Below are 18641 nucleotides of genomic sequence, written 5' to 3' on the forward strand. Positions count from 1 at the left end.
AGCCTCCGCGAAGGCCGGCCAGTTTACCCAACTCTGGCGGGATCAGGCGCGACAAAACGTCGGATGGTGGGTCAGTCGTGCTTTTTCATCAGGTGCGGAGCCATGGCCAGCTCCAGGGATTGGCGGGCGCGACGGCGGCAACGGCGCCAGAGCCAGACGCCCAACAGCAATACGACAAGACCGACAGCCAGGATGATCGCTGAACCCAGCGGGGTGGCATTCAACTCGCCCAGTGCGGGTGGACGGCCCAGCAGGCTGGCCGCACCGGCCATGGCCAGTAATACACCGAGTGTTGCCAGGAGCGCAGCGATCGCCGCGCCGAAACGAAACCGCCAGTTGCTCGGGCCCTTGGGCCGCAAGCGACGTGCGTCAAAACCATCGGATAACTTCATTCCGACCTTCCTCAATGGGTATCGGCCCTTCGACCGGAAGATATTCGGGTTGTTCCTGAAGGTAGGGCAATTGCGGCAAATGAGAGGCTTTTGCGGATGAGCGGCAGGGTGGGCCGCTCATCAAGGCGCATCAGATGAAGTCGCGGGTCAGGGCCAGGGTGGCGAAGTTGTCGGCCATGATCGCCATTTCGGTCTGTTGCACGTGCTCGGCGCTGAGGACGCCGCCCTTGTATGGCAAGTCGCGGGTGGCGCAGGCGTCTTCCACCAGGGTGCAGCGAAAGCCCAGGTTCTTGGCGGCGCGCACAGTGGTGCTGACGCTGGAATGGCTCATGAACCCGCACACGATCAGGTCGAGAGGGCCGAGGTCCTCCAGGCGTTTTTTCAGTTCGGTGCCGTGGAATGCGCTGGGCAACAGTTTTTCGATCACGGTTTCGTCGCCCCGGGGTTCGAGGCCGGGAATGAACTCGCCGCGTTCGCCCTGCGGATCGAACAGCCCGCCATGGGTGCCCAGGTGGCGCACATGCACGATCGGTCGACCGGCTGCACGGGCCGCACCGAGCAATTGCTTGATGTTCGCGACGGCTGCATCCATGCCGCTCAGGGCCAGGGGACCTGCGAGGTATTCTTTCTGGGCATCGATGATGATCAGGGTCGCTTGACTCAGATTGGCCGCCGCATAACCACGGCCGCTGAGTTGAAACATCGTTTTTGGAACGGACATTCTGGGGCTCCTTCGAGTGGGGCTTTTGCGACATTGTCCTCTGGCTGAGCGGTTCTGTGAATCGCTTCCATCGCAAGGGCCGCCGTTGCTGGCCTACAGCCTTGTCAAGATGCCCGTCTTGTTCAATAGGTGGATCAAAAAACGGATAATTCCTACGATTGTTTCGGGTATTTTCGTTCGTCATCGGCGCGTGTTTGGGTAGCGCCGCATTTGGCTGATAGACTCGCCCGTCGATTTTTCTGGAGTTTGCCGCCGTGATCACTTCCCGTCTCCGTACCCTGCGCGACCATATCCGTTGGGCCGTCAGCCGTTTCCATGGGGAGGATCTGTTTTTCGGTCATGGCACCGATAACGCGTGGGACGAAGCCCGGCAACTGGTGTTGGGCGCATTGCACCTGCCATGGGAAATTGCCGACAGCTACCTGGACTGCCGCCTTGAAGACGAAGAGTTGGTCCATGTGCAGCGTTTGCTGCGCCGGCGCATTGCCGAGCGCATCCCGGCGGCTTACCTGCTGGGTGAGGCCTGGTTCTGCGGAATGTCTTTCATCGTCGACGAACGCGTGCTGATTCCGCGCTCGCCCATCGGCGAACTGATCGAAAAGCGTTTTGAACCGTGGTTGGGCCAGGAACCGGCACGGATTCTCGACCTGTGCACCGGTTCCGGTTGCATCGGCATCGCCTGTGCCTATGAGTTCCCGGAGGCTGAAGTGGTGCTGGCCGACCTGTCGTTCGAAGCGCTGGAAGTGGCCAACCAGAACATCGAGCGGCATGGTGTCGATGAGCGCGTGTTCACCGTCCAGGGCGATGGTTTCGAGGGATTGCCGGGGCAACGTTTCGACCTGATCGTGTCGAACCCGCCCTACGTCGACGCGGAAGATTTCGCCGACATGCCGCAGGAGTATCAGCATGAACCGGCGCTGGGCCTGGCCTGTGGCGATGACGGCTTGAACCTGGTCCGCCGGATGCTCGCCGAGGCGGCCGATCATCTGACCGAGAAGGGGCTGTTGATCGTCGAGGTGGGCAATAGCCAGGTGCACGTCGAGGCGCTGTACCCGGAAGTCGATTTCGCCTGGCTCGACTTCGAGCGCGGAGGCCATGGCGTGTTCATGCTCAGCGCCGAGCAGTGCCGCCAGCATCAGGGGCTATTCGCTTCGCGAGTGTGATCCGATTGGCCTGACGGAACTGTCCTTGGGGTGAGGGGATAAATCCCCTCGCCACAGGTTTGTGTCAGGCAACTTGCAGCGGCAATCAGTGCCGCGTCGCAATCCAGATCAGCAACCCGGCCTGGAACATGGCGAAAGCCACCAGGCAGGTGATGGTGAAGCGCAAGCCGGTGTCTTCGCGCTTGAACTTGTTGACCTTCTCTTCTTGCTGCTTGAGTTTGACTTCCTGTTCCGCCAGGTTCTGCTCGGCTTGTTGCAGCATCTGCGCCGCTTCAAGGATTTCCACGAACTGCAGCTTCTCGGTGTTCCAGTCCCCCAGCAGATCGCCAACGTGGGTTGGCTTGACGCTGCCCTTGAGGTGCTGGGCGTCGGCGTAGACCACTTCGAAGCCTTGGGCCTTGAGAAAGCGGTCGCGGCGCAGGCGAGTGTCTTCGTTCAGGGCGTCCTTGTTATCCAGGTCGGTACCGTCTACATGGTAGGCCGACCAGCGTTTCTTGGCCCAGGTAATGCCTTGGGCCGCCAGGAAACGGCCGATGCCACGGTTCAACGGCTCGATTTGCAGGTTGTCCGGGGAAAAAAACAAACGTTTTTCAACATGGTCGGCCCAGACGTCCAGGTGATTCTGTTCCTTGCGCACGCGCTGGTTCGGCAACTGGATGCTCATGCGCAGCAGGCTGCGCTCCTTGCTGTGGCGCTCTACATAGCTGAACTCGACAAACCGCAATGGTCGCACACCGGTGGCGCGGTCGGTCTTGAGTGGCGCGAGCCGGAGCATCTTGTGATGCTCGGTGTGCACGTCGGCCCACGGCAACTCCACCGCAGACGAGGCGGGGGCTTCGGCAGTGGTGTCGGCGGAAGTTTGAGTTTCAGTCATAACGGCAAAGTCCTGTCCAGGCCGGCTGGTCGGTAGCCATTGCGCTATCCGACACAGTGCTATCGGCCGTTTTTGCCAGGACTGGAGGGCTAGTTGCCACTAAAACCGCTCAACGGGCGGCTAACGAGTCAATAAAACGCATAATTCGCGCACCGAGCTCGGCCGCCAGGGGCAGGTTGGGGTCCTTGTAGGAGGCCAGTTGTCGTTTCACGTCGTTGGGCACGATGCGCATCACGTGGTTCATGCCCTCGATCAGCGCCAGTTCGGCGTCGGGCTTGGCGGCTTTCAACTGCTTGGCGTCATCGATGCTGACCTGGATGTCGTTGCTGCCCTGGATGATCAAGGCCGGCATCTTCAGCGCCGCGAAGGCCCGGGCCGGGTCCTGGCGGAACAGCGATATCAGGTACGGCTGCACACTGGGGCGGAAAATGACCTGCAGTTGCGCCGGCACGTTGTCGTCGACTTGACCGGCCTTGAGGCTGTCGAGTAGTTCGTTGCTGCGCAGCATCAGGGGCGGTGGCAGGCGGTTGCTCAGTTGCTGGCGCAGCACCTGATCGATCGGACGGGCGCTGCCGGACAGCGAAATCACCGCCGCTGCGTTGGCCTGGGGCGCGGCGAGGCTGGCGATCAATGCGCCTTCACTGTGGCCCAGCAGGATCAGCGGGCCCAGGCGTGGATCGGCGGCGAGCTTGTGGCTCCAGGCTACGGCGTCGGCCACATAGGCCTCGACGCTCAGGTTGCGTTCGTCCGGTGTCGCCGCGAGGCTGGCGGCCACACCGCGTTTGTCGTAGCGCACACTGGCAATGTTATGCCTGGCCAGGACCCAGGCCAGGCGCTTGAGACTGTCGTTGCGCCCGCCCTCGGGGTTGTTGCCGTCGCGATCCGTAGGGCCGGACCCGGAAATGATCAGCACAACCGGCACCGGCGTGTCGGACTTTGGCAGCAACAACGAGCCGAAAAGCTCACCGCTGCCCGTGTCGAGGCTGATTGGGCGTTGCAGCACCGTGGCCTGGGCCAGGCCGCAGAACAGGCCGGTTAACAAGGTAAGGCTTAAGGCAAGCAGCTTTAACATCATCACGCCATTAGTTGCGAAGGTGCCGGTTGGACTGGTGGCCGCCGATAAGGTTCGAGGATGAACTACGCGGGGAGCCTGCGTATACTGGCGCCCACTACGAATCCAAGGTTGAGTCTCTCAGCGTTTTTCACGGAGCACCCTGCATGTCCGGCAATACCTACGGCAAGCTGTTCACTGTCACCACCGCGGGCGAAAGCCATGGTCCGGCGTTGGTCGCCATTGTCGACGGCTGCCCGCCGGGCCTGGAGATTTCCCTGGACGACCTGCAGCGTGACCTGGACCGGCGCAAGCCCGGCACCAGTCGCCACACCACCCAGCGCCAGGAAGCCGATGAAGTCGAAATCCTGTCCGGCGTGTTCGAAGGGCGCACCACCGGCTGCGCCATCGGCCTGCTGATCCGCAACACCGACCAGAAGTCCAAGGATTACTCGGCCATCAAGGACCTGTTCCGCCCGGCCCACGCCGACTACACCTACCACCACAAATACGGCGAGCGCGACTACCGTGGCGGCGGTCGCAGCTCGGCCCGGGAAACCGCCATGCGTGTGGCGGCCGGGGCGATTGCCAAGAAGTACCTGGCCAGCCAGGGCATCGTCATTCGTGGCTACATGAGCCAACTGGGCCCCATCGAAATTCCGTTCAAGACCTGGGATTCGGTGGAGCAGAACGCTTTCTTCTGCCCCGATCCGGACAAGGTCCCGGAGCTCGAGGCCTACATGGACCAACTGCGCCGGGACCAGGATTCGGTCGGCGCGAAGATCACCGTGGTCGCCGAAGGCGTCATGCCTGGCCTCGGCGAGCCGATCTTCGACCGTCTCGACGCCGAACTGGCCCATGCGCTGATGAGCATCAACGCGGTGAAGGGCGTGGAGATCGGCGCCGGTTTCGCCTGTGTCGCCCAGCGCGGCACCGAGCACCGTGACGAACTGACTCCGCAAGGTTTCCTGAGCAACAATGCCGGCGGCATCCTCGGTGGCATTTCCTCGGGCCAGCCGATCGTTGCGCACCTGGCCCTGAAGCCGACCTCCAGCATCACCACGCCAGGCCGCTCCATCGATATCCATGGCAACCCGGTGGAGGTCATCACCAAGGGCCGTCACGACCCGTGTGTCGGCATTCGTGCCACGCCCATCGCCGAGGCGATGATGGCGATCGTGCTGATGGATCACCTGCTGCGTCATCGCGGCCAGAATGCCGACGTGCGGGTCGGCACTCCGGTGCTGGGTCAGCTTTGATGGCTGGCCTGCCGACCGCGGTGGCCTGACGAGCATGGCGGCACTGCCGTACTGGCGGCTCTCCAGTTTCTATCTGTTCTATTTCGCCCTGCTTGGTTCGACGGCGCCGTTCCTGGCGCTGTATTTCGATCACCTGGGGTTCAACGCAGCACGTATCGGCGAGCTGGTGGCGATCCCGATGCTGATGCGCTGCGTGGCGCCGAACATCTGGGGCTGGCTGGGGGATTACACCGGCCGGCGCCTGGCGATCGTGCGCTTTGGCGCGATCTGTACGTTGCTGACCTTCTCGCTGATCTTCATCGATAAAAGCTACGCCTGGCTGGCGATGGTCATGGCGTTGCATGCATTCTTCTGGCACGCGGTATTGCCACAGTTCGAAGTCATTACCCTGGCCCATTTGACTGGGCAGGCGTCCCGCTACAGCCAGATCCGCCTATGGGGCTCCATCGGCTTCATCATTACGGTGGTGCTGCTCGGCCGGTTGTTCGAATGGCTGAGCCTGGACATCTACCCGGTGGCGCTGGTGTTGATCATGGCCGGCATCATCCTCGCCAGTTTCTGGGTGCCCAACGCCCAGCCGTTGCAGGGGCCGCGAGTGACGGGGGAGGGCTTCCTGCGACAACTGCGCAACCCTGGCGTGCTGGCGTTCTATCTATGCGTGGGCTTGATGCAGGTGAGCCATGGGCCGTATTACACCTTCCTGACGTTGCACCTCGAACACCTGGGCTACAGTCGCGGGCTGATCGGCATGCTCTGGGCGGTCGGTGTGGTGGCGGAAGTTCTGGTCTTCCTGCTGATGAGTCGGATCCTGGCGCGATTTTCCGTACGCAGGGTATTGCTGGCGAGTTTCCTGCTGGCGGCGTTGCGCTGGCTGTTGTTGGGCTCGCTGGCCGAATTCCTCTGGGTGTTGTTATTCGCGCAAGTGCTGCACGCGGCAACCTTCGGCAGCTTTCACGCGGCCGCCATTCATTTCGTGCAACGCAGCTTCGGTCCTCGCCAGCAGGGCCAGGGGCAGGCGCTGTACGCGGCGCTGGCTGGCACGGGCGGGGCCTTGGGCGCGCTGTATTCCGGCTACAGCTGGAACGCCTTGGGCGCCAGTTGGACCTTCAGCCTCGCCAGCCTCGCGGCCTTCGCCGCAGCCGTTATCATCGCCACACGTATGCAAGAGGACCGGCCATGAGCCTTCGAACCGTTAATCTGCTGGAGCCAATGTCATGAGCAGCCTGTCCGTTTATCACGTCTCGAGCCCTGACATTCCGAACAAGGTGTTGACTCACTTTGAGGACATTGCCGCGACCTTGGCTGAGCAAGGTGTTCATTTTGCCCGTTGGGAAGCGGCGGTGAAAATCCAGCCTGGTGCCCGCGAGGAAGACCTCATTGCGGCTTACCAGATCCAGATCGATGCGTTGATGATCAGTCGTGGTTATGTCGCAGTCGATGTCGTCAGTGTCAGCAGCGATCACCCGGAACAAGCGGGGGTGCTTGATGAGTACCGCCATAGCCAGGACGAAGTACGGTTTTTCGTCACTGGTCGTGGTTTGTTTAACCTGCACATCGGCGATTATGTCTACGCGGTGCTGTGTGAGAGGAACGACCTGATAACGGTGCCTGCTGGTACGCCGCATTGGTTTGACGGGGGGGAGCGGCCGCATTTCGTTACGATCCGTTTGTCTGGTGATCCGCAGGGGTTGGTTGCTGAACTCACCGGGGATGATATTGCTCGCCGGTTTCCTCGATTGGAGGATTGATTCGCGTTTGGCCCCAAAAGAAACACCCCAAAAAAACGGCGCTTCCTATTTCTGAGAGAAGCGCCGTTTTTCTATGTGAACAGCAAGGCGGATTTTCCAGCAGACTCAAGCGCTGTGGTAAGTCGGCAGCGCAAACCGATGCTGGCTCTGCAACAAGGTGATCTGTGGCAACTCGCTAGCCTGTTCCGCCAAGTCACGACGAATCGCGCTGATCGCCCAGGACAACTGATCCCCGGCATGCAATTGAGCGTAGGAAATCGTGCGTTTGAACAGCTTGCCGTCGCTATTGCGCAAGGTCAGCAGGATGCCGCCATCCGGGCGGGGCTGAGTGGTCACTTCGTAGTTGGAAAACAGGGATGCAAACTTTTCTTGAATCATGTTCATAGTTGACTGCTCCATGGTATGGCAAACCGTGGAGGGATGGTTGCACTGTCTATGCCAGCATTTTTGTTTCTAAAAAACCATTTAAAAACAATAAGTTATGTTTTTGTTGGATTTTCGCTTTCGTGCAACTTGCATGAATAGCCATCGTGCATCCTGCATTTTGCGTGGTCGGACAATGATTTTTGGAACCAAATCGTTTTCCGGTGCTCACGCTTCGCCTGCCTCGGCCAGCGGATACAAAACATTGCAAAAACCGCGTGTACAGCGCCGCAATCGCGGGCGTACTTTCGAGCCAAAATCACCGCCAGCCCGATAAGAAGAACCGAGACCCACGAGGTCGAACGGGGAAGATCACCATGAGTCGTACACCCAGCGACGTTATTACCTGGGGCATGATGCTGCGCAAGTTGCCAGTCATTGCCAAAGCCGTCCCCCGGATCGTCAAAGGCATGAAGCAGGTCAATGTCCAGGATCCGACCCAGCCTTGCGGCCTGGGCTGGTGTTTCGAACAGGCCACCCAACGCAATCCCCACGGCCCGGCGCTGCTGTGCGGCGATACAGTGTTGAGTTATGCACAGGTCAACGCCCAGGCCAATCGCATCGCCCATTACCTGTTGGCCCAGGGCATCGGCAAGGGCGACTGCGTGGCGATGTTCATCGAGAACCGGCCACAGCTGTTGATCAGCGTGCTGGCGATGGCGAAGGTGGGTGCGGTCAGCGCCATGCTCAACACCTCGCAAACCGGCGATGCGCTGGTGCACAGCCTGGCCCTGGTCAATCCGGTCGCGGTGGTGGTTGGGGATGAGCGGGTTGCTGCCTTCAACGACGTGCGCGGGCGAACCGCTTTGCCGAGTGCTCGAACCTGGTGGGTCGCGGATCAGGACGGTGTCGATGCCCCGTCCGGTTTCATCGACCTGATAGCGGGCAGCGAGGATTATCCAAGTGATAACCCCGCATGCAGCCGACAGGTTTTCTGTAACGACCCGTGCTTCTATCTCTACACCTCGGGCACCACCGGGTTGCCCAAGGCCGGGGTGTTTCGCCATGGCCGCTGGATGCGCACGGCCACCAGCTTCGGCCTGATTGCTCTGGACATGCAACCCGCCGATGTCGTGTATTGCACTTTGCCGCTGTACCACGCCACCGGCCTGTGCGTGTGCTGGGGCGCGGCGATCTGTGGAGCATCGGGGTTTGCGATCCGGCGCAAGTTCAGTGCCAGCCAGTTCTGGAGCGACGTACGCCGTTACCGGGCGACTACGCTGGGTTATGTCGGTGAATTGTGCCGCTACCTGATCGATCAGCCTGTCGCTGCCGACGACCGCCACCACGGTGTGAAGAAAATGATCGGCAACGGCTTGCGGCCCGGGGCCTGGTCGACCCTCAAGACACGTTTCGGCATCGACCACATCTGCGAGCTGTATGCGGCCAGCGACGGCAATATCGGCTTTACCAACATCCTGAATTTCGACAATACCGTCGGTTTTTCCCTGATGAGTTGGGAACTGGTGCAGTACGACCATGACAGCGGCCTGCCACTGCGCAACCTGCAGGGTCGCATGCAAAAAGTGCCCAGGGGCCAACCGGGCCTGCTGTTGGCGCGCATCGACGAAAAGGCGCCGCTGGACGGCTACACCGAGCAGGCCTTGACCGAAAAAACCATCTGCCGGGATGTCTTTGCGCCGGGCGACCGTTATTTCAACACAGGCGACCTGTTGCGCAACATTGGCTTCGGGCACGGGCAGTTCGTTGATCGCCTCGGTGACACCTATCGCTGGAAGGGCGAAAACGTCTCCACCACGGAAGTCGAAAATGTGTTGCTGCAACATCCCCAGGTAGCCGAGGCGGTGGCTTATGGCGTGGAGATCAACGGTACCAATGGCCGTGCCGGCATGGCGGCAATCACCCCGGCGGAATCCCTGGCAATGCTGGATTTCAGCGAGCTGTTGCAGTTCTTGCAATGCAAGCTGCCTTCCTATGCCGTGCCGCTGTTCCTGCGCATCAAGGTGAAAATGGACACCACCGGCACCTTCAAGTACCAGAAGACCCGCCTCAAGGCCGAAGCGTTCGACCCATGCATCACCGGGGATGAACCGGTCTACGCCTGGCTACCGGGCACCGATACCTATGTGCGGGTGGACCGGCAACTGGCGACCCGGATCCAGGGCGGACAACTGCGTTATTGATTCTGGCTATGGCGGGCACAGTGAAAAAAGGGATGACAGCGCCCGGGTCCCTCGGGAAACTAGCCGCTTTGCGAAGACCCGAGTGGAGTTTCCCATGTCCGATACAAGCCGCCAGATGACCCCGGAAGAGGCTGCCGAGTTTGCCGAGCAGGTGTTCAACGTCGCACGCCAGGGCGATGCGGCCATGATGGCCGCGTTGCTGAGCAAGGGCCTGCCGCCCAACCTGCGTAACCACAAGGGCGACACCCTGTTGATGCTGGCCGCTTACCACGGGCATGTGGAAACGGTGAAGGTGCTGCTGGAGCACAAGGCCGATCCGGAAATCCGCAACGACAACGGCCAGAGCCCGATTGCCGGCGCGGCGTTCAAGGGCGACCTGGCAGTGGTTTCGGCGCTGGTGGACGGCGGCGCGCAGGTGGAAGGCGCGTCCTTCGATGGCCGTACCGCACTGATGATGGCGGCGATGTTCAACCGGGTGGAAATCGTCGACTATCTGATCGGCAAAGGCGCCGACCCGAAAGCCAAGGATGCCAATGGCGTCTCGGCCCTGGATGCGGCCAGGACCATGGGGGCGGTGGACACCACGGCGCAGTTGGAAAAGATGCTGGCCTGATCTTCCTCAGGGGCCGTGATTCTGGAGTGGCATTGCTCTTGTGGCGAGGGGATTTATCCCCGCTGGGCTGCGAAGCAGTCCTAAAGACAGCTTGCCACACCGAGTTGTCAGGTTTTAGGGCCGCTTCGCGCCCCAGCGGGGATAAATCCCCTCGCCACAAGAGCGCCCTCGCCACGGGTTCCTGACTCGATCGTTGTGATGCGTTATCCTGCCCGCCCTCAAAACACCCTTCGCCACAGGATTCACCCTCATGAAAGCCGCCCTCATCGAACTCATCGGTAAAATCAGCTCCGGCTGCCTTGGCGAGGCTGACATCGAGCGAATCGCCGACGAAGCGGCCCAGGCCTACGCCGATCCGACAGCTTTCCTGGCGGCCAACCCCGATATCAACTACGACGACACCTTCCCGATTCCGTTGGGTGAGTGGGTGGTGGTGGGCAGCCTGCCGGACACCGTGCTGTTCCAGGCCGACACCTACGTGGACCTGTTCGAACAGATCGTCGCCTCGTTCGGCCCCGGTGTGGCGTTCAACCTCAAGCCCAAGCAACTGGCGAAAACCGAAGCCTTGACCGCGCTCAACCGTATCCAGATCCAGATGAGCAGCCTGAACAAGGAAAACGGCGGCTACGTGCTGATGAACTTCAGCCAGTTGCTCGACGATGAATTGCAAATGGTGCTGGTGTACGGCAACGACGTGCCGCGGGTACTGGAACTGTGTGCCGAAGTCGGCATCGCCGCCGCGCCGTCCCTGGAAGCCCTCAAGATCGCGGTCCACGTCTGAAGCAATAAAACGGAACCCTTGCCTGGGGCCCGCTATCCTAAGGGTGCATATCACCATTTGGGAGCGACACCATGGGTTCCACCTTCAACGGCCTGGTCGGCCTGATTATCCTGGCGCTCGATATCTGGGCGATCATCAATGTACTCAAGAGCGGCGCGGAAACCGGGATGAAAATCCTCTGGGTGCTGCTGATCCTGCTGTTGCCAGTGCTGGGCCTGATCATCTGGGCGATTGCCGGGCCGCGTGGCAACGTGCGGATTTGACCGCTCCACAGCAATGCCCGGTCGCTTCGAGCGACCGGGCATTTTTTATGCGTGGGTATTCAGGCGGTTGCCAGGGAAGATTTCTGCGAGGCGCTCAAGAAACGCAGCAAGGCCAACAGCGGGAAGGCGCTGCCGACGATCACCACCCACAACCAGCCGCCGTGCTCGTACACCGCACTGGCAATCGATGAGCCGAAGGCGCCACCGACGAAGATACTGGTCATGTACAGCGCATTCAGTCGGCTGCGGCTCTTGGCATCGAGGGCGTAGATGGTGCGCTGGCCCAGGACCATGTTCATCTGCACACAAAAATCCAGGACCACACCGGTCACCGCCAGGCCAATCACGCTGTAGAGCGGATGGATGAACGCTGGCAGGAAGCTCAGGCTGGCGAACAGCATCGCCAGCAGCGAGGCGATGCGGGTATGGCCGGCATCCGCCAGGCGACCGGCAATGGGCGCGGCGATGGCGCCGATGGCACCGACTAGGGCGAACAGGGCAATTTCGGTCTGGGACAGGCCATGGACGCGTGACAGTTCCAGCGGCACGGCGGTCCAGAACAGGCTGAACGTGGCGAACATGCAGGCTTGGTAGAAAGCCCGTTGCCGCAACAGCGGTTGTTGGCGCAGCAGGGTGCCGAGCGAGCCCAGCAGTTGGCCATAAGTGGCGCTATGGTCGGGCTGGCGCTTGGGCACGGTCAGCGCCAGGACGATGCTGATGGCGGCCATCAACGCGGCGGCGATGATGAACATGGCCCGCCAGCCGAAGTGATCGGCCACGACGCTGGAGACCGGCCGCGCCAGCAGGATCCCCAACAGCAGGCCGCCCATGATCCCACCGACGACCCGGCCCCGGGATTCTTCCGGTGCCAGGTGCGCGGCCAGCGGGATCAGGGCCTGCACCGACACCGAACTGAAACCCACCAGCAGGGAGACCAGCAGGAACACATTCGGCTGGTCGGTGAACGCCGCCCCCAACAGGCTGGCAATCGCTACCAGCGTGGTGATGATCATCAGCCGGCGGTTTTCCAGCAGGTCTCCCAGCGGCACCAGGAAAAACAGGCCAAGGGCATAACCGATCTGGGTCAGCGAGACGATCAGGCTGGCCATGGTGCTGCTCAGGCCGACATCGGGTGCGATCAGTTCGATGATGGGTTGGGTGTAGTAGATGTTGGCGACAATGGCGCCGCAGCAGAAGGCGAAGAGCAGGACCATGCCTCGGGTCAGGGTGGCGGGATGGGCACTCATGGCAATCTCGTCAGTGAATAGGAAGATGGCGTGAGGCTAAAGAGTTGCGCTGCTCTGGACCAGGCTTTGTGACTGATATCGGACATGCTTGTGGTTGATGATGGGCGGCACAGGGAAGCTTGGCAGGACCTTTGTGGCGAGGGGATTTATCCCCGTTGGGCTGCGAAGCAGCCCTAGAACCGGACGCTACGATGTCTCAGACAAATCGCGTTGGCTGCACTAGCCCAGCGGGGATAAGTCCCCTCGCCACAGGACCGCGCCGGGCTTTCCTACTGCCCGCTATAGATCTGGTCGAAAACCCCACCGTCATTGAAGTGAGTCTTCTGCACCGTGCGCCAGTCGCCGAAGGTCTTTTCCACCGACAGGAAGTCCACTTTCGGGAAGCGGTCGGTGTATTTGGCCAGTACCGCCGGGTCCCGTGGACGCAGGTAATTGGCGGCGGCGATTTCCTGGCCTTCGGGCGACCACAGGTACTTGAGGTAGGCCTCGGCGGCTTCGCGGGAGCCTTTTTTCTCGACCACTTTGTCGACCACGCTCACCGGTGGCTCGGCTTCGGCGGAGACGCTCGGGTAGATCACCTCGAACTGGTCGCGGCCAAATTCGCGGGCGATCATCTCGGCTTCGTTTTCAAAGGTCACCAGCACGTCGCCGATCTGGTTGGTCATGAAAGTGGTCGTCGCGGCACGGCCACCGGTATCCAGCACCGGCGCCTGCTTGAACAGTTTGCCGACGAAGGCTTTGGCCTTGTTCTCGTCACCGCCGTTCTTGAGCACATAGCCCCAGGCCGACAGGTAGGTGTAGCGACCGTTACCGGAGGTCTTCGGATTGGGCACGATCACTTGCACGCCGTCCTTGAGCAGGTCGGGCCAATCTTTCAGCGCTTTCGGGTTGCCTTTGCGCACGATGAATACGGTGGCCGAAGTGAACGGGGCACTGTTGTTCGGCAAGCGGGTGACCCAGTTTTCGGGCACCAGTTTGCCGTTATCCGCCAGGGCATTGATGTCGGTGGCCATGTTCATGGTGATGACGTCCGCCGGCAGCCCGTCGATCACCGAGCGCGCCTGCTTGCTGGAGCCGCCGAACGACATCTGTACGGTGATGTTTTCGTTGTGCTCGGCCTGCCAGTGTTTCTGGAAGGCCGTGTTGTAGTCCTTGTAGAAATCACGCATCACGTCGTAGGAAACGTTGAGCAGGGCTGGGGCGGCGTGGGCCAGGCTGCCAAAGGTCAGGCCGGCGGCGAGAAGGGAGGCGCCAAAGAAGTTCTTCACTGCGAATTCCTTTTTATTAACGGGGGTTCCGGGCAATTAGGCCAGCACACTAGCGGCAAGCTAATAGGCCATCAAGCATTAAAAAGTGCTTTGCTTATTCCAATTTCTTAAACAGCGCATTGCCACAACGGGAGCAGAAAGCCGCGCCGTGTTCATGGCTGTTTTTTCTGCACACCGGGCAATCGTGCTGGAGCTGGTCACCGCGCATGGCCGTGGCCAGCTCTGCCGTGAAAATACCCGTAGGCACGGCGATGATCGAGTAACCGGTAATCATCACCAGGGATGACACCACCTGGCCCAGTGGCGTCTTGGGCACGATATCGCCGAAGCCCACCGTGGTCAGTGTCACGATAGCCCAATAGATGCCCTTGGGAATGCTGGTGAAACCATGCTCGGGGCCTTCGATCACGTACATCAGCGTGCCGAAGACGGTCACCAGGGTCGAGACGCTGACCAGGAATACGATGATTTTCTGCTTGCTGCCCCGCAGCGCCGCCATCAGGTAATTGGCTTGCTTGAGGTAAGGACTGAGCTTGAGCACGCGGAAAATCCGCAGCATGCGGATGATCCGAATGATCAGCAGGTATTGGGCATCGCTGTAGTACAGCGCCAGGATCCCCGGCACGATCGCCAGCAGATCCACCAGGCCATAGAAACTGAAGGCATAGCGCAGGGGCTTGGGCGAGCAGTACAGGCGCAGGCCGTACTCGACGATGAAGATGAAGGTGAAGCCCCACTCGATACCGGCCAGCAGGGCCGCATAGTTTTTGTGCACGCTGTCGATGCTGTCGAGCATCACGATCACCAGGCTGGCGAGGATGATCAACAGCAGGGTGCTGTCGAAGCGTCGGCCGGCCACAGTGTCGGTCTGGAAGATGATCACGTAGAGGCGCTCACGCCAGTTGTCGCTGCTTTGCATAATCTTCGCCTGAATCGGAATCAGCGAAGCCTAGGGCGATTGCCCCGCAGAGCGCAAGGCGCGGTGTCGAGGCTGGCCTGGCGCCACGCTCGGCCGGTGGCCTGGATCAACCAGCAGGCGAGGATGAACGGTGCCGTCAGCGGAGGCAGGTCGAGGGCGGTAAAACCTGGGGTGAGCATGACCGCCAGGAGAATGCCCGCCAGCGGCAGCCAGGGTTGGCGGCGTTGTTGGCTGAGGGCCAGTGCCACCAAAGCTGGGTTGTAACCGCCCAGGCCGGAAAGGGCGCTTGGGTTTTCATGCTGCAACAATGCCCAGGCAAGACCGGCGGCGGAACCGAACAATGCCCAACCGGCGGCGCGACGGTCGGCCAGCAGCAGACCCACTGTAATCAGTGCACCAGCGGCAGGGTGGCCGAGAAACATGACTTGGCCCAACCCGCTCAAATGAGCGGCCAGCAGGTTGGGTATGGTTATTTCAATCGGACTGGCTGGGGTCAGCGATGGGATGAAACTCATCGACAGCCAGGCCAACCCAACGAAAGGCGCGGTATAGGCGGGCAGGCATCGAGGGTCTTGGGTGCGCTTGAGCCATTGCTGGGTCAGCATCGCGCTGAGACCACCTGCGGCAATGATCAACGGTGGCAACAGCACGGACCAGGGCAGCGCAAGGCTCAGCAACAGGCCCAGCAGGATGCCGTTGTAGCTGAACAGGCCGGCTTGCCGGTCAGCCTTGGCGTAGCCGCGCCGCTGGGCCGTGAGCAACCCGGCCACCCCGCCCAGCAGCGCACCGCCGACCAGGGCGGGCGCAGTGAGCAGAATCGCCAGCAGGCACAGCAGGCCGCACAGCGGGTGGCGCTGGAGGAAGATCTGGCTGAAGCCGTTGAGCAGGGCGGTGGCCCAGTCGGGGCAGTGGGTATGGGGCATGGCAGATATGTCTGATGGACCGAGTTGCCCTCATCGCGAGCAGGCTCGCTCCCACACTGGATTTACGGCGATCACAAAACCCCTTGTGGGAGCGAGCCTGCTCGCGATGTGGCCAGTACAGGCGCTAGAGCAACGTCTCGATGCGCAACGAATTGGTTGACCCCGGCTGCCCGAACGGTACGCCCGCTGTGATCAGCAAGGTATCGCCACGTTGGGCCATGCCCTGGGCCTGGGCGATTTCCAGGGCGGTCGAGCACACCTCATCGACCTGCCGCAGCCGATCATTGACCACCGAGTGCACGCCCCAGGCCACGGTCAGGCGGCGGGCGGCCTGCAGGTTCGGCGTGAGGTTGAGGATCGGCACCGTCGGCCGTTCCCGCGCCGCTCGCAAACTGGAACTGCCCGATTCGCTGTAGTTCACTAGCACTGCCACCGGCAGGATGCTGCTGATGCGCCGGATCGCGCAGCTGATGGCGTCCGACACTGTGGCTTCGGCTTTCGGTCGGCTGACGTCCAGTTGAGACTGGTAGTCGGGGCCGCTTTCCACCTGGCGGATGATCTTGCTCATCATCTGTACGGCTTCGAGCGGGTAATCACCGGAGGCTGTTTCTGCCGACAGCATCACTGCATCAGCGCCCTCGGCCACGGCGTTGGCTACGTCGGTGACTTCGGCGCGGGTCGGCGCCGGGGAGAAACGCATCGATTCGAGCATCTGGGTCGCCACCACTACCGGTTTGCCGAGGGCGCGACAGGTGCCGATGATGTTCTTCTGGATCTGCGGCACGCTCTCGGCTGGTACCTCGACGCCCAAGTCTCCGCGAGCAACCATGATTGCATCGCTCAATTCGGCGATTTCCCGCAGTTGGGTCACCGCCGATGGCTTCTCGATCTTCGCCATCAGGAACGCCTTGTCGCCGATCAGCGCCCGGGCTTCGCGGATGTCCTCGGGGCGCTGCACGAACGACAGCGCTACCCAGTCCACGCCCAGTTCCAGGCCGAAATTCAAGTCACGCCGGTCCTTGGCCGTCAGCGGGCTCAGGTCGAGCACGGCCTGGGGCACGTTCACACCTTTGCGGTCCGACAACTCGCCGCCATTGAGCACTTCGGTATCGATAGCGTGGGCGTGCCTGGCGGTCACGCGCAGGCGCAACTTACCGTCGTCCAACAGCAGATCCATGCCGGGCTCCAGGGCCGCGATGATTTCCGGGTGGGGCAGGTTGACCCGATGTTGATCACCGGGCGTCGGGTCCAGGTCCAGGCGCAGGGCCTGGCCGCGTTGCAGCAGGACCTTGCCGTCGGCGAACCGGCCGACCCGCAGCTTCGGGCCTTGCAGGTCCATGAGGATGCCCAGCGGGTAATTGAGCTGCTGCTCGACCTCACGAATCCACCGGTAGCGCTGGGCGTGGTCGGCATGCTCGCCGTGGCTGAAGTTCAGGCGAAAGATATTCACGCCAGCCTGCACCAGCTCACGAATGTCATCGATGCCACGGGTCGCGGGGCCGAGGGTCGCGAGGATCTTGACCTTTTTATCAGGCGTCATGTGTGGGGTTCTCGAGGATCAGGATGGCGCGAAAGTCGTTGACGTTGGTGCGGGTCGGCTCGGTGACGATCAACCCATCCAGCGCGGCGAAGTAGCCATACCCGTTGTTGTTATCCAGCTCGTCGCTGGCGCTCAGGCCCAGTTCGGCGGCGCGGCGATAGCTGTCCGGGGTCATGAGGGCGCCGGCGTTGTCTTCGGAACCGTCGATGCCGTCCGTGTCGCCGGCCAGCGCGTAGATGTCGGGATGACCCTTGAGGCTGTCGGTCAGGCTCAGCAGGAATTCGGCGTTACGTCCGCCACGGCCATTGCCGCGTACAGTGACGGTGGTTTCGCCGCCGGAAAGAATCACGCACGGTGCCGCCAATGGCTGGCCATGCAAGGCGATCTGCCGGGCGATGCCGGCGTGGACTTTCGCCACTTCCCGGGATTCACCTTCCAGGTCGCCGAGGATCAATGGGCTGAAACCAGCCTGGCGCGCCTTTACCGCTGCCGCTTCCAGCGATTGCTGGGGACGGGCGATCAATTGGAAGTGACTGCGGGCCAGGCTTGGGTCGCCGGGTTTGACGGTTTCCGATTCGGGGCTTTGCAACCAGTGGCGCACCGAGGCCGGCACATCGATGTGGTAGCGCTTGAGAATCGCCAGGGCTTCGGCCGATGTGCTCGGATCGGCCACGGTGGGGCCGGAGGCGATGACCGTGGCGAGGTCCCCCGGTACGTCGGAGATTGCGTAGGTGTAGACCGTCGCCGGCCAGCAGGCTTTGCCCAGGCGCCCGCCCTTGATCGCCGATAGATGCTTGCGCACGCAATTCATCTCGCCGATGGTCGCACCGGACTTGAGCAAGGCTTTGTTGATCGATTGCTTGTCGGCCAGGGTGATGCCTTCGGCGGGCAAGGCGAGCAGGGCAGAACCGCCGCCGGACAGCAGGAAGATGACGCGATCGTTTTCACTGAGATTGCTCACCATGCCCAGTACTCGCTGGGCCACGGCCAGGCCGGCGGCATCAGGCACTGGGTGAGCGGCTTCGACCACTTCGATTTTCTGACAGGGCGCGCCATGGCCGTAGCGGGTCACCACCAGGCCAGAGACTTCGCCCTGCCAGCAGCGCTCGACCACTTGGGCCATGGCGGCGGCCGCCTTGCCGGCGCCGATGACGATCACCCGACCGCTGCGATCGCTGGGCAGATAGCGTTCAAGGACGTGCTGCGGATGGGCTGCGTCGATGGCTGTGGCAAACAGCTCGCGCAGCAATTGTTGCGGATCGACCGACATGGCGGGCTCCCGATTCTTATTATTGGCTGAGTGACACATGAC

General features: G+C 61.6%; 19 protein-coding genes. 8 read left to right on the plus strand and 11 right to left on the minus strand.

Annotation, left to right across the window (positions count from 1 at the left end):
• Window positions 1-71: 71 nt before the first annotated feature.
• Window positions 72-392: a hypothetical protein gene (locus AC30D9_RS21880; protein ID WP_109754486.1), complete on the minus strand. Its 321-nt coding sequence runs from the start codon at window positions 390-392 to the stop codon at window positions 72-74.
• Between the two features lie 130 nt (window positions 393-522).
• On the minus strand, window positions 523-1113 hold the full coding sequence (locus AC30D9_RS21885) for a cysteine hydrolase family protein (protein WP_307574074.1): 591 nt from the start codon (window positions 1111-1113) through the stop codon (window positions 523-525).
• Window positions 1114-1367: 254 nt separating this feature from the next.
• Between AC30D9_RS21885 and prmB the strand changes: the two genes are divergently transcribed.
• Complete coding sequence (prmB, locus tag AC30D9_RS21890) at window positions 1368-2276, plus strand: 50S ribosomal protein L3 N(5)-glutamine methyltransferase (RefSeq protein ID WP_134925347.1); 909 nt, start codon at window positions 1368-1370, stop codon at window positions 2274-2276.
• A gap of 85 nt (window positions 2277-2361) precedes the next feature.
• Here the strand turns inward: prmB and AC30D9_RS21895 are convergent, their stop codons facing one another.
• Both AC30D9_RS21895 and AC30D9_RS21900 read right to left on the minus strand, forming a co-directional pair.
• The gene (locus tag AC30D9_RS21895; protein ID WP_490144830.1) at window positions 2362-3150 is read right to left on the minus strand and encodes a hypothetical protein; all 789 of its coding nucleotides are present in this window, start codon (window positions 3148-3150) and stop codon (window positions 2362-2364) included.
• Between the two features lie 109 nt (window positions 3151-3259).
• Complete coding sequence (locus tag AC30D9_RS21900) at window positions 3260-4225, minus strand: alpha/beta hydrolase (protein ID WP_490144941.1); 966 nt, start codon at window positions 4223-4225, stop codon at window positions 3260-3262.
• Window positions 4226-4368: 143 nt separating this feature from the next.
• On the opposite strand from AC30D9_RS21900, the gene aroC reads away from it, so the two are divergent.
• Genes aroC through AC30D9_RS21915 form a run of 3 tightly spaced genes read left to right on the plus strand, consistent with a single transcriptional unit; the run spans window position 4369 to window position 7208 of the window.
• A complete protein-coding gene (gene aroC, locus AC30D9_RS21905; RefSeq protein ID WP_134925343.1) occupies window positions 4369-5460 on the plus strand; it encodes a chorismate synthase in 1092 nt (363 codons plus the stop codon).
• Between the two features lie 34 nt (window positions 5461-5494).
• Entirely contained in the window at window positions 5495-6640 is a 1146-nt protein-coding gene (locus AC30D9_RS21910) for an MFS transporter (protein ID WP_307574068.1), read from the plus strand.
• A gap of 34 nt (window positions 6641-6674) precedes the next feature.
• Complete coding sequence (locus AC30D9_RS21915) at window positions 6675-7208, plus strand: acireductone dioxygenase (protein WP_490144831.1); 534 nt, start codon at window positions 6675-6677, stop codon at window positions 7206-7208.
• 105 nt (window positions 7209-7313) lie between these two features.
• Here AC30D9_RS21915 and AC30D9_RS21920 read toward each other — a convergent pair whose 3' ends face one another.
• On the minus strand, window positions 7314-7592 hold the full coding sequence (locus AC30D9_RS21920) for a DUF3509 domain-containing protein (protein ID WP_003204481.1): 279 nt from the start codon (window positions 7590-7592) through the stop codon (window positions 7314-7316).
• Between the two features lie 356 nt (window positions 7593-7948).
• On the opposite strand from AC30D9_RS21920, the gene AC30D9_RS21925 reads away from it, so the two are divergent.
• The 4 genes from AC30D9_RS21925 (at window position 7949) to AC30D9_RS21940 (ending at window position 11432) form a co-directional block, all read left to right on the plus strand.
• The gene (locus tag AC30D9_RS21925) at window positions 7949-9775 is read left to right on the plus strand and encodes a long-chain-acyl-CoA synthetase (protein WP_490144832.1); all 1827 of its coding nucleotides are present in this window, start codon (window positions 7949-7951) and stop codon (window positions 9773-9775) included.
• 94 nt (window positions 9776-9869) lie between these two features.
• A complete protein-coding gene (locus AC30D9_RS21930; protein ID WP_092170964.1) occupies window positions 9870-10388 on the plus strand; it encodes an ankyrin repeat domain-containing protein in 519 nt (172 codons plus the stop codon).
• A gap of 250 nt (window positions 10389-10638) precedes the next feature.
• Window positions 10639-11169 (plus strand): hypothetical protein, encoded by a 531-nt coding sequence (locus tag AC30D9_RS21935; protein WP_134925339.1) that lies wholly within the window; start codon window positions 10639-10641, stop codon window positions 11167-11169.
• A gap of 71 nt (window positions 11170-11240) precedes the next feature.
• A complete protein-coding gene (locus AC30D9_RS21940; protein WP_003204476.1) occupies window positions 11241-11432 on the plus strand; it encodes a PLDc N-terminal domain-containing protein in 192 nt (63 codons plus the stop codon).
• Window positions 11433-11491: 59 nt separating this feature from the next.
• Here the strand turns inward: AC30D9_RS21940 and AC30D9_RS21945 are convergent, their stop codons facing one another.
• The 6 genes from AC30D9_RS21945 to AC30D9_RS21970 all read right to left on the minus strand — a co-directional run bounded on the left by AC30D9_RS21945 (window position 11492) and on the right by AC30D9_RS21970 (window position 18599).
• On the minus strand, window positions 11492-12679 hold the full coding sequence (locus tag AC30D9_RS21945) for an MFS transporter (RefSeq protein WP_490144833.1): 1188 nt from the start codon (window positions 12677-12679) through the stop codon (window positions 11492-11494).
• Window positions 12680-12948: 269 nt separating this feature from the next.
• Window positions 12949-13947: a sulfate ABC transporter substrate-binding protein gene (locus AC30D9_RS21950; RefSeq protein WP_307574059.1), complete on the minus strand. Its 999-nt coding sequence runs from the start codon at window positions 13945-13947 to the stop codon at window positions 12949-12951.
• A 94-nt stretch (window positions 13948-14041) separates the two neighbouring features.
• On the minus strand, window positions 14042-14866 hold the full coding sequence (locus AC30D9_RS21955; RefSeq protein ID WP_307574058.1) for an ion transporter: 825 nt from the start codon (window positions 14864-14866) through the stop codon (window positions 14042-14044).
• Window positions 14867-14886: 20 nt separating this feature from the next.
• On the minus strand, window positions 14887-15789 hold the full coding sequence (locus AC30D9_RS21960; RefSeq protein ID WP_490144834.1) for an urea transporter: 903 nt from the start codon (window positions 15787-15789) through the stop codon (window positions 14887-14889).
• 124 nt (window positions 15790-15913) lie between these two features.
• Window positions 15914-17329 carry a pyruvate kinase gene (gene pyk, locus AC30D9_RS21965; protein WP_490144835.1) on the minus strand — a complete coding sequence of 472 codons (1416 nt, stop codon included), beginning with the start codon at window positions 17327-17329 and terminating at the stop codon, window positions 15914-15916.
• Window positions 17319-18599 (minus strand): glycerate kinase type-2 family protein, encoded by a 1281-nt coding sequence (locus tag AC30D9_RS21970; RefSeq protein WP_307574052.1) that lies wholly within the window; start codon window positions 18597-18599, stop codon window positions 17319-17321. The genes pyk and AC30D9_RS21970 overlap by 11 nt, the downstream gene beginning before the upstream one ends.
• Between the last annotated feature and the right edge of the window lie 42 nt (window positions 18600-18641).

Source organism: Pseudomonas sp. DF11, assembly GCF_058148565.1.

Excerpts from the sequence above, each read along its gene's own strand:
- AC30D9_RS21880 (WP_109754486.1), bottom strand. The coding sequence starts at position 392 with ATGAAGTTATCCGATGGTTTTGACGCACGTCGCTTGCGGCCCAAGGGC.
- AC30D9_RS21885 (WP_307574074.1), bottom strand. The coding sequence starts at position 1,113 with ATGTCCGTTCCAAAAACGATGTTTCAACTCAGCGGCCGTGGTTATGCG.
- AC30D9_RS21895 (WP_490144830.1), bottom strand. The coding sequence starts at position 3,150 with ATGACTGAAACTCAAACTTCCGCCGACACCACTGCCGAAGCCCCCGCC.
- AC30D9_RS21900 (WP_490144941.1), bottom strand. The coding sequence starts at position 4,225 with ATGATGTTAAAGCTGCTTGCCTTAAGCCTTACCTTGTTAACCGGCCTG.
- aroC (WP_134925343.1), top strand. The coding sequence starts at position 4,369 with ATGTCCGGCAATACCTACGGCAAGCTGTTCACTGTCACCACCGCGGGC.
- AC30D9_RS21910 (WP_307574068.1), top strand. The coding sequence starts at position 5,495 with ATGGCGGCACTGCCGTACTGGCGGCTCTCCAGTTTCTATCTGTTCTAT.
- AC30D9_RS21915 (WP_490144831.1), top strand. The coding sequence starts at position 6,675 with ATGAGCAGCCTGTCCGTTTATCACGTCTCGAGCCCTGACATTCCGAAC.
- AC30D9_RS21920 (WP_003204481.1), bottom strand. The coding sequence starts at position 7,592 with ATGAACATGATTCAAGAAAAGTTTGCATCCCTGTTTTCCAACTACGAA.
- AC30D9_RS21925 (WP_490144832.1), top strand. The coding sequence starts at position 7,949 with ATGAGTCGTACACCCAGCGACGTTATTACCTGGGGCATGATGCTGCGC.
- AC30D9_RS21930 (WP_092170964.1), top strand. The coding sequence starts at position 9,870 with ATGTCCGATACAAGCCGCCAGATGACCCCGGAAGAGGCTGCCGAGTTT.
- AC30D9_RS21935 (WP_134925339.1), top strand. The coding sequence starts at position 10,639 with ATGAAAGCCGCCCTCATCGAACTCATCGGTAAAATCAGCTCCGGCTGC.
- AC30D9_RS21940 (WP_003204476.1), top strand. The coding sequence starts at position 11,241 with ATGGGTTCCACCTTCAACGGCCTGGTCGGCCTGATTATCCTGGCGCTC.
- AC30D9_RS21945 (WP_490144833.1), bottom strand. The coding sequence starts at position 12,679 with ATGAGTGCCCATCCCGCCACCCTGACCCGAGGCATGGTCCTGCTCTTC.
- AC30D9_RS21955 (WP_307574058.1), bottom strand. The coding sequence starts at position 14,866 with ATGCAAAGCAGCGACAACTGGCGTGAGCGCCTCTACGTGATCATCTTC.
- AC30D9_RS21960 (WP_490144834.1), bottom strand. The coding sequence starts at position 15,789 with ATGCCCCATACCCACTGCCCCGACTGGGCCACCGCCCTGCTCAACGGC.
- pyk (WP_490144835.1), bottom strand. The coding sequence starts at position 17,329 with ATGACGCCTGATAAAAAGGTCAAGATCCTCGCGACCCTCGGCCCCGCG.
- AC30D9_RS21970 (WP_307574052.1), bottom strand. The coding sequence starts at position 18,599 with ATGTCGGTCGATCCGCAACAATTGCTGCGCGAGCTGTTTGCCACAGCC.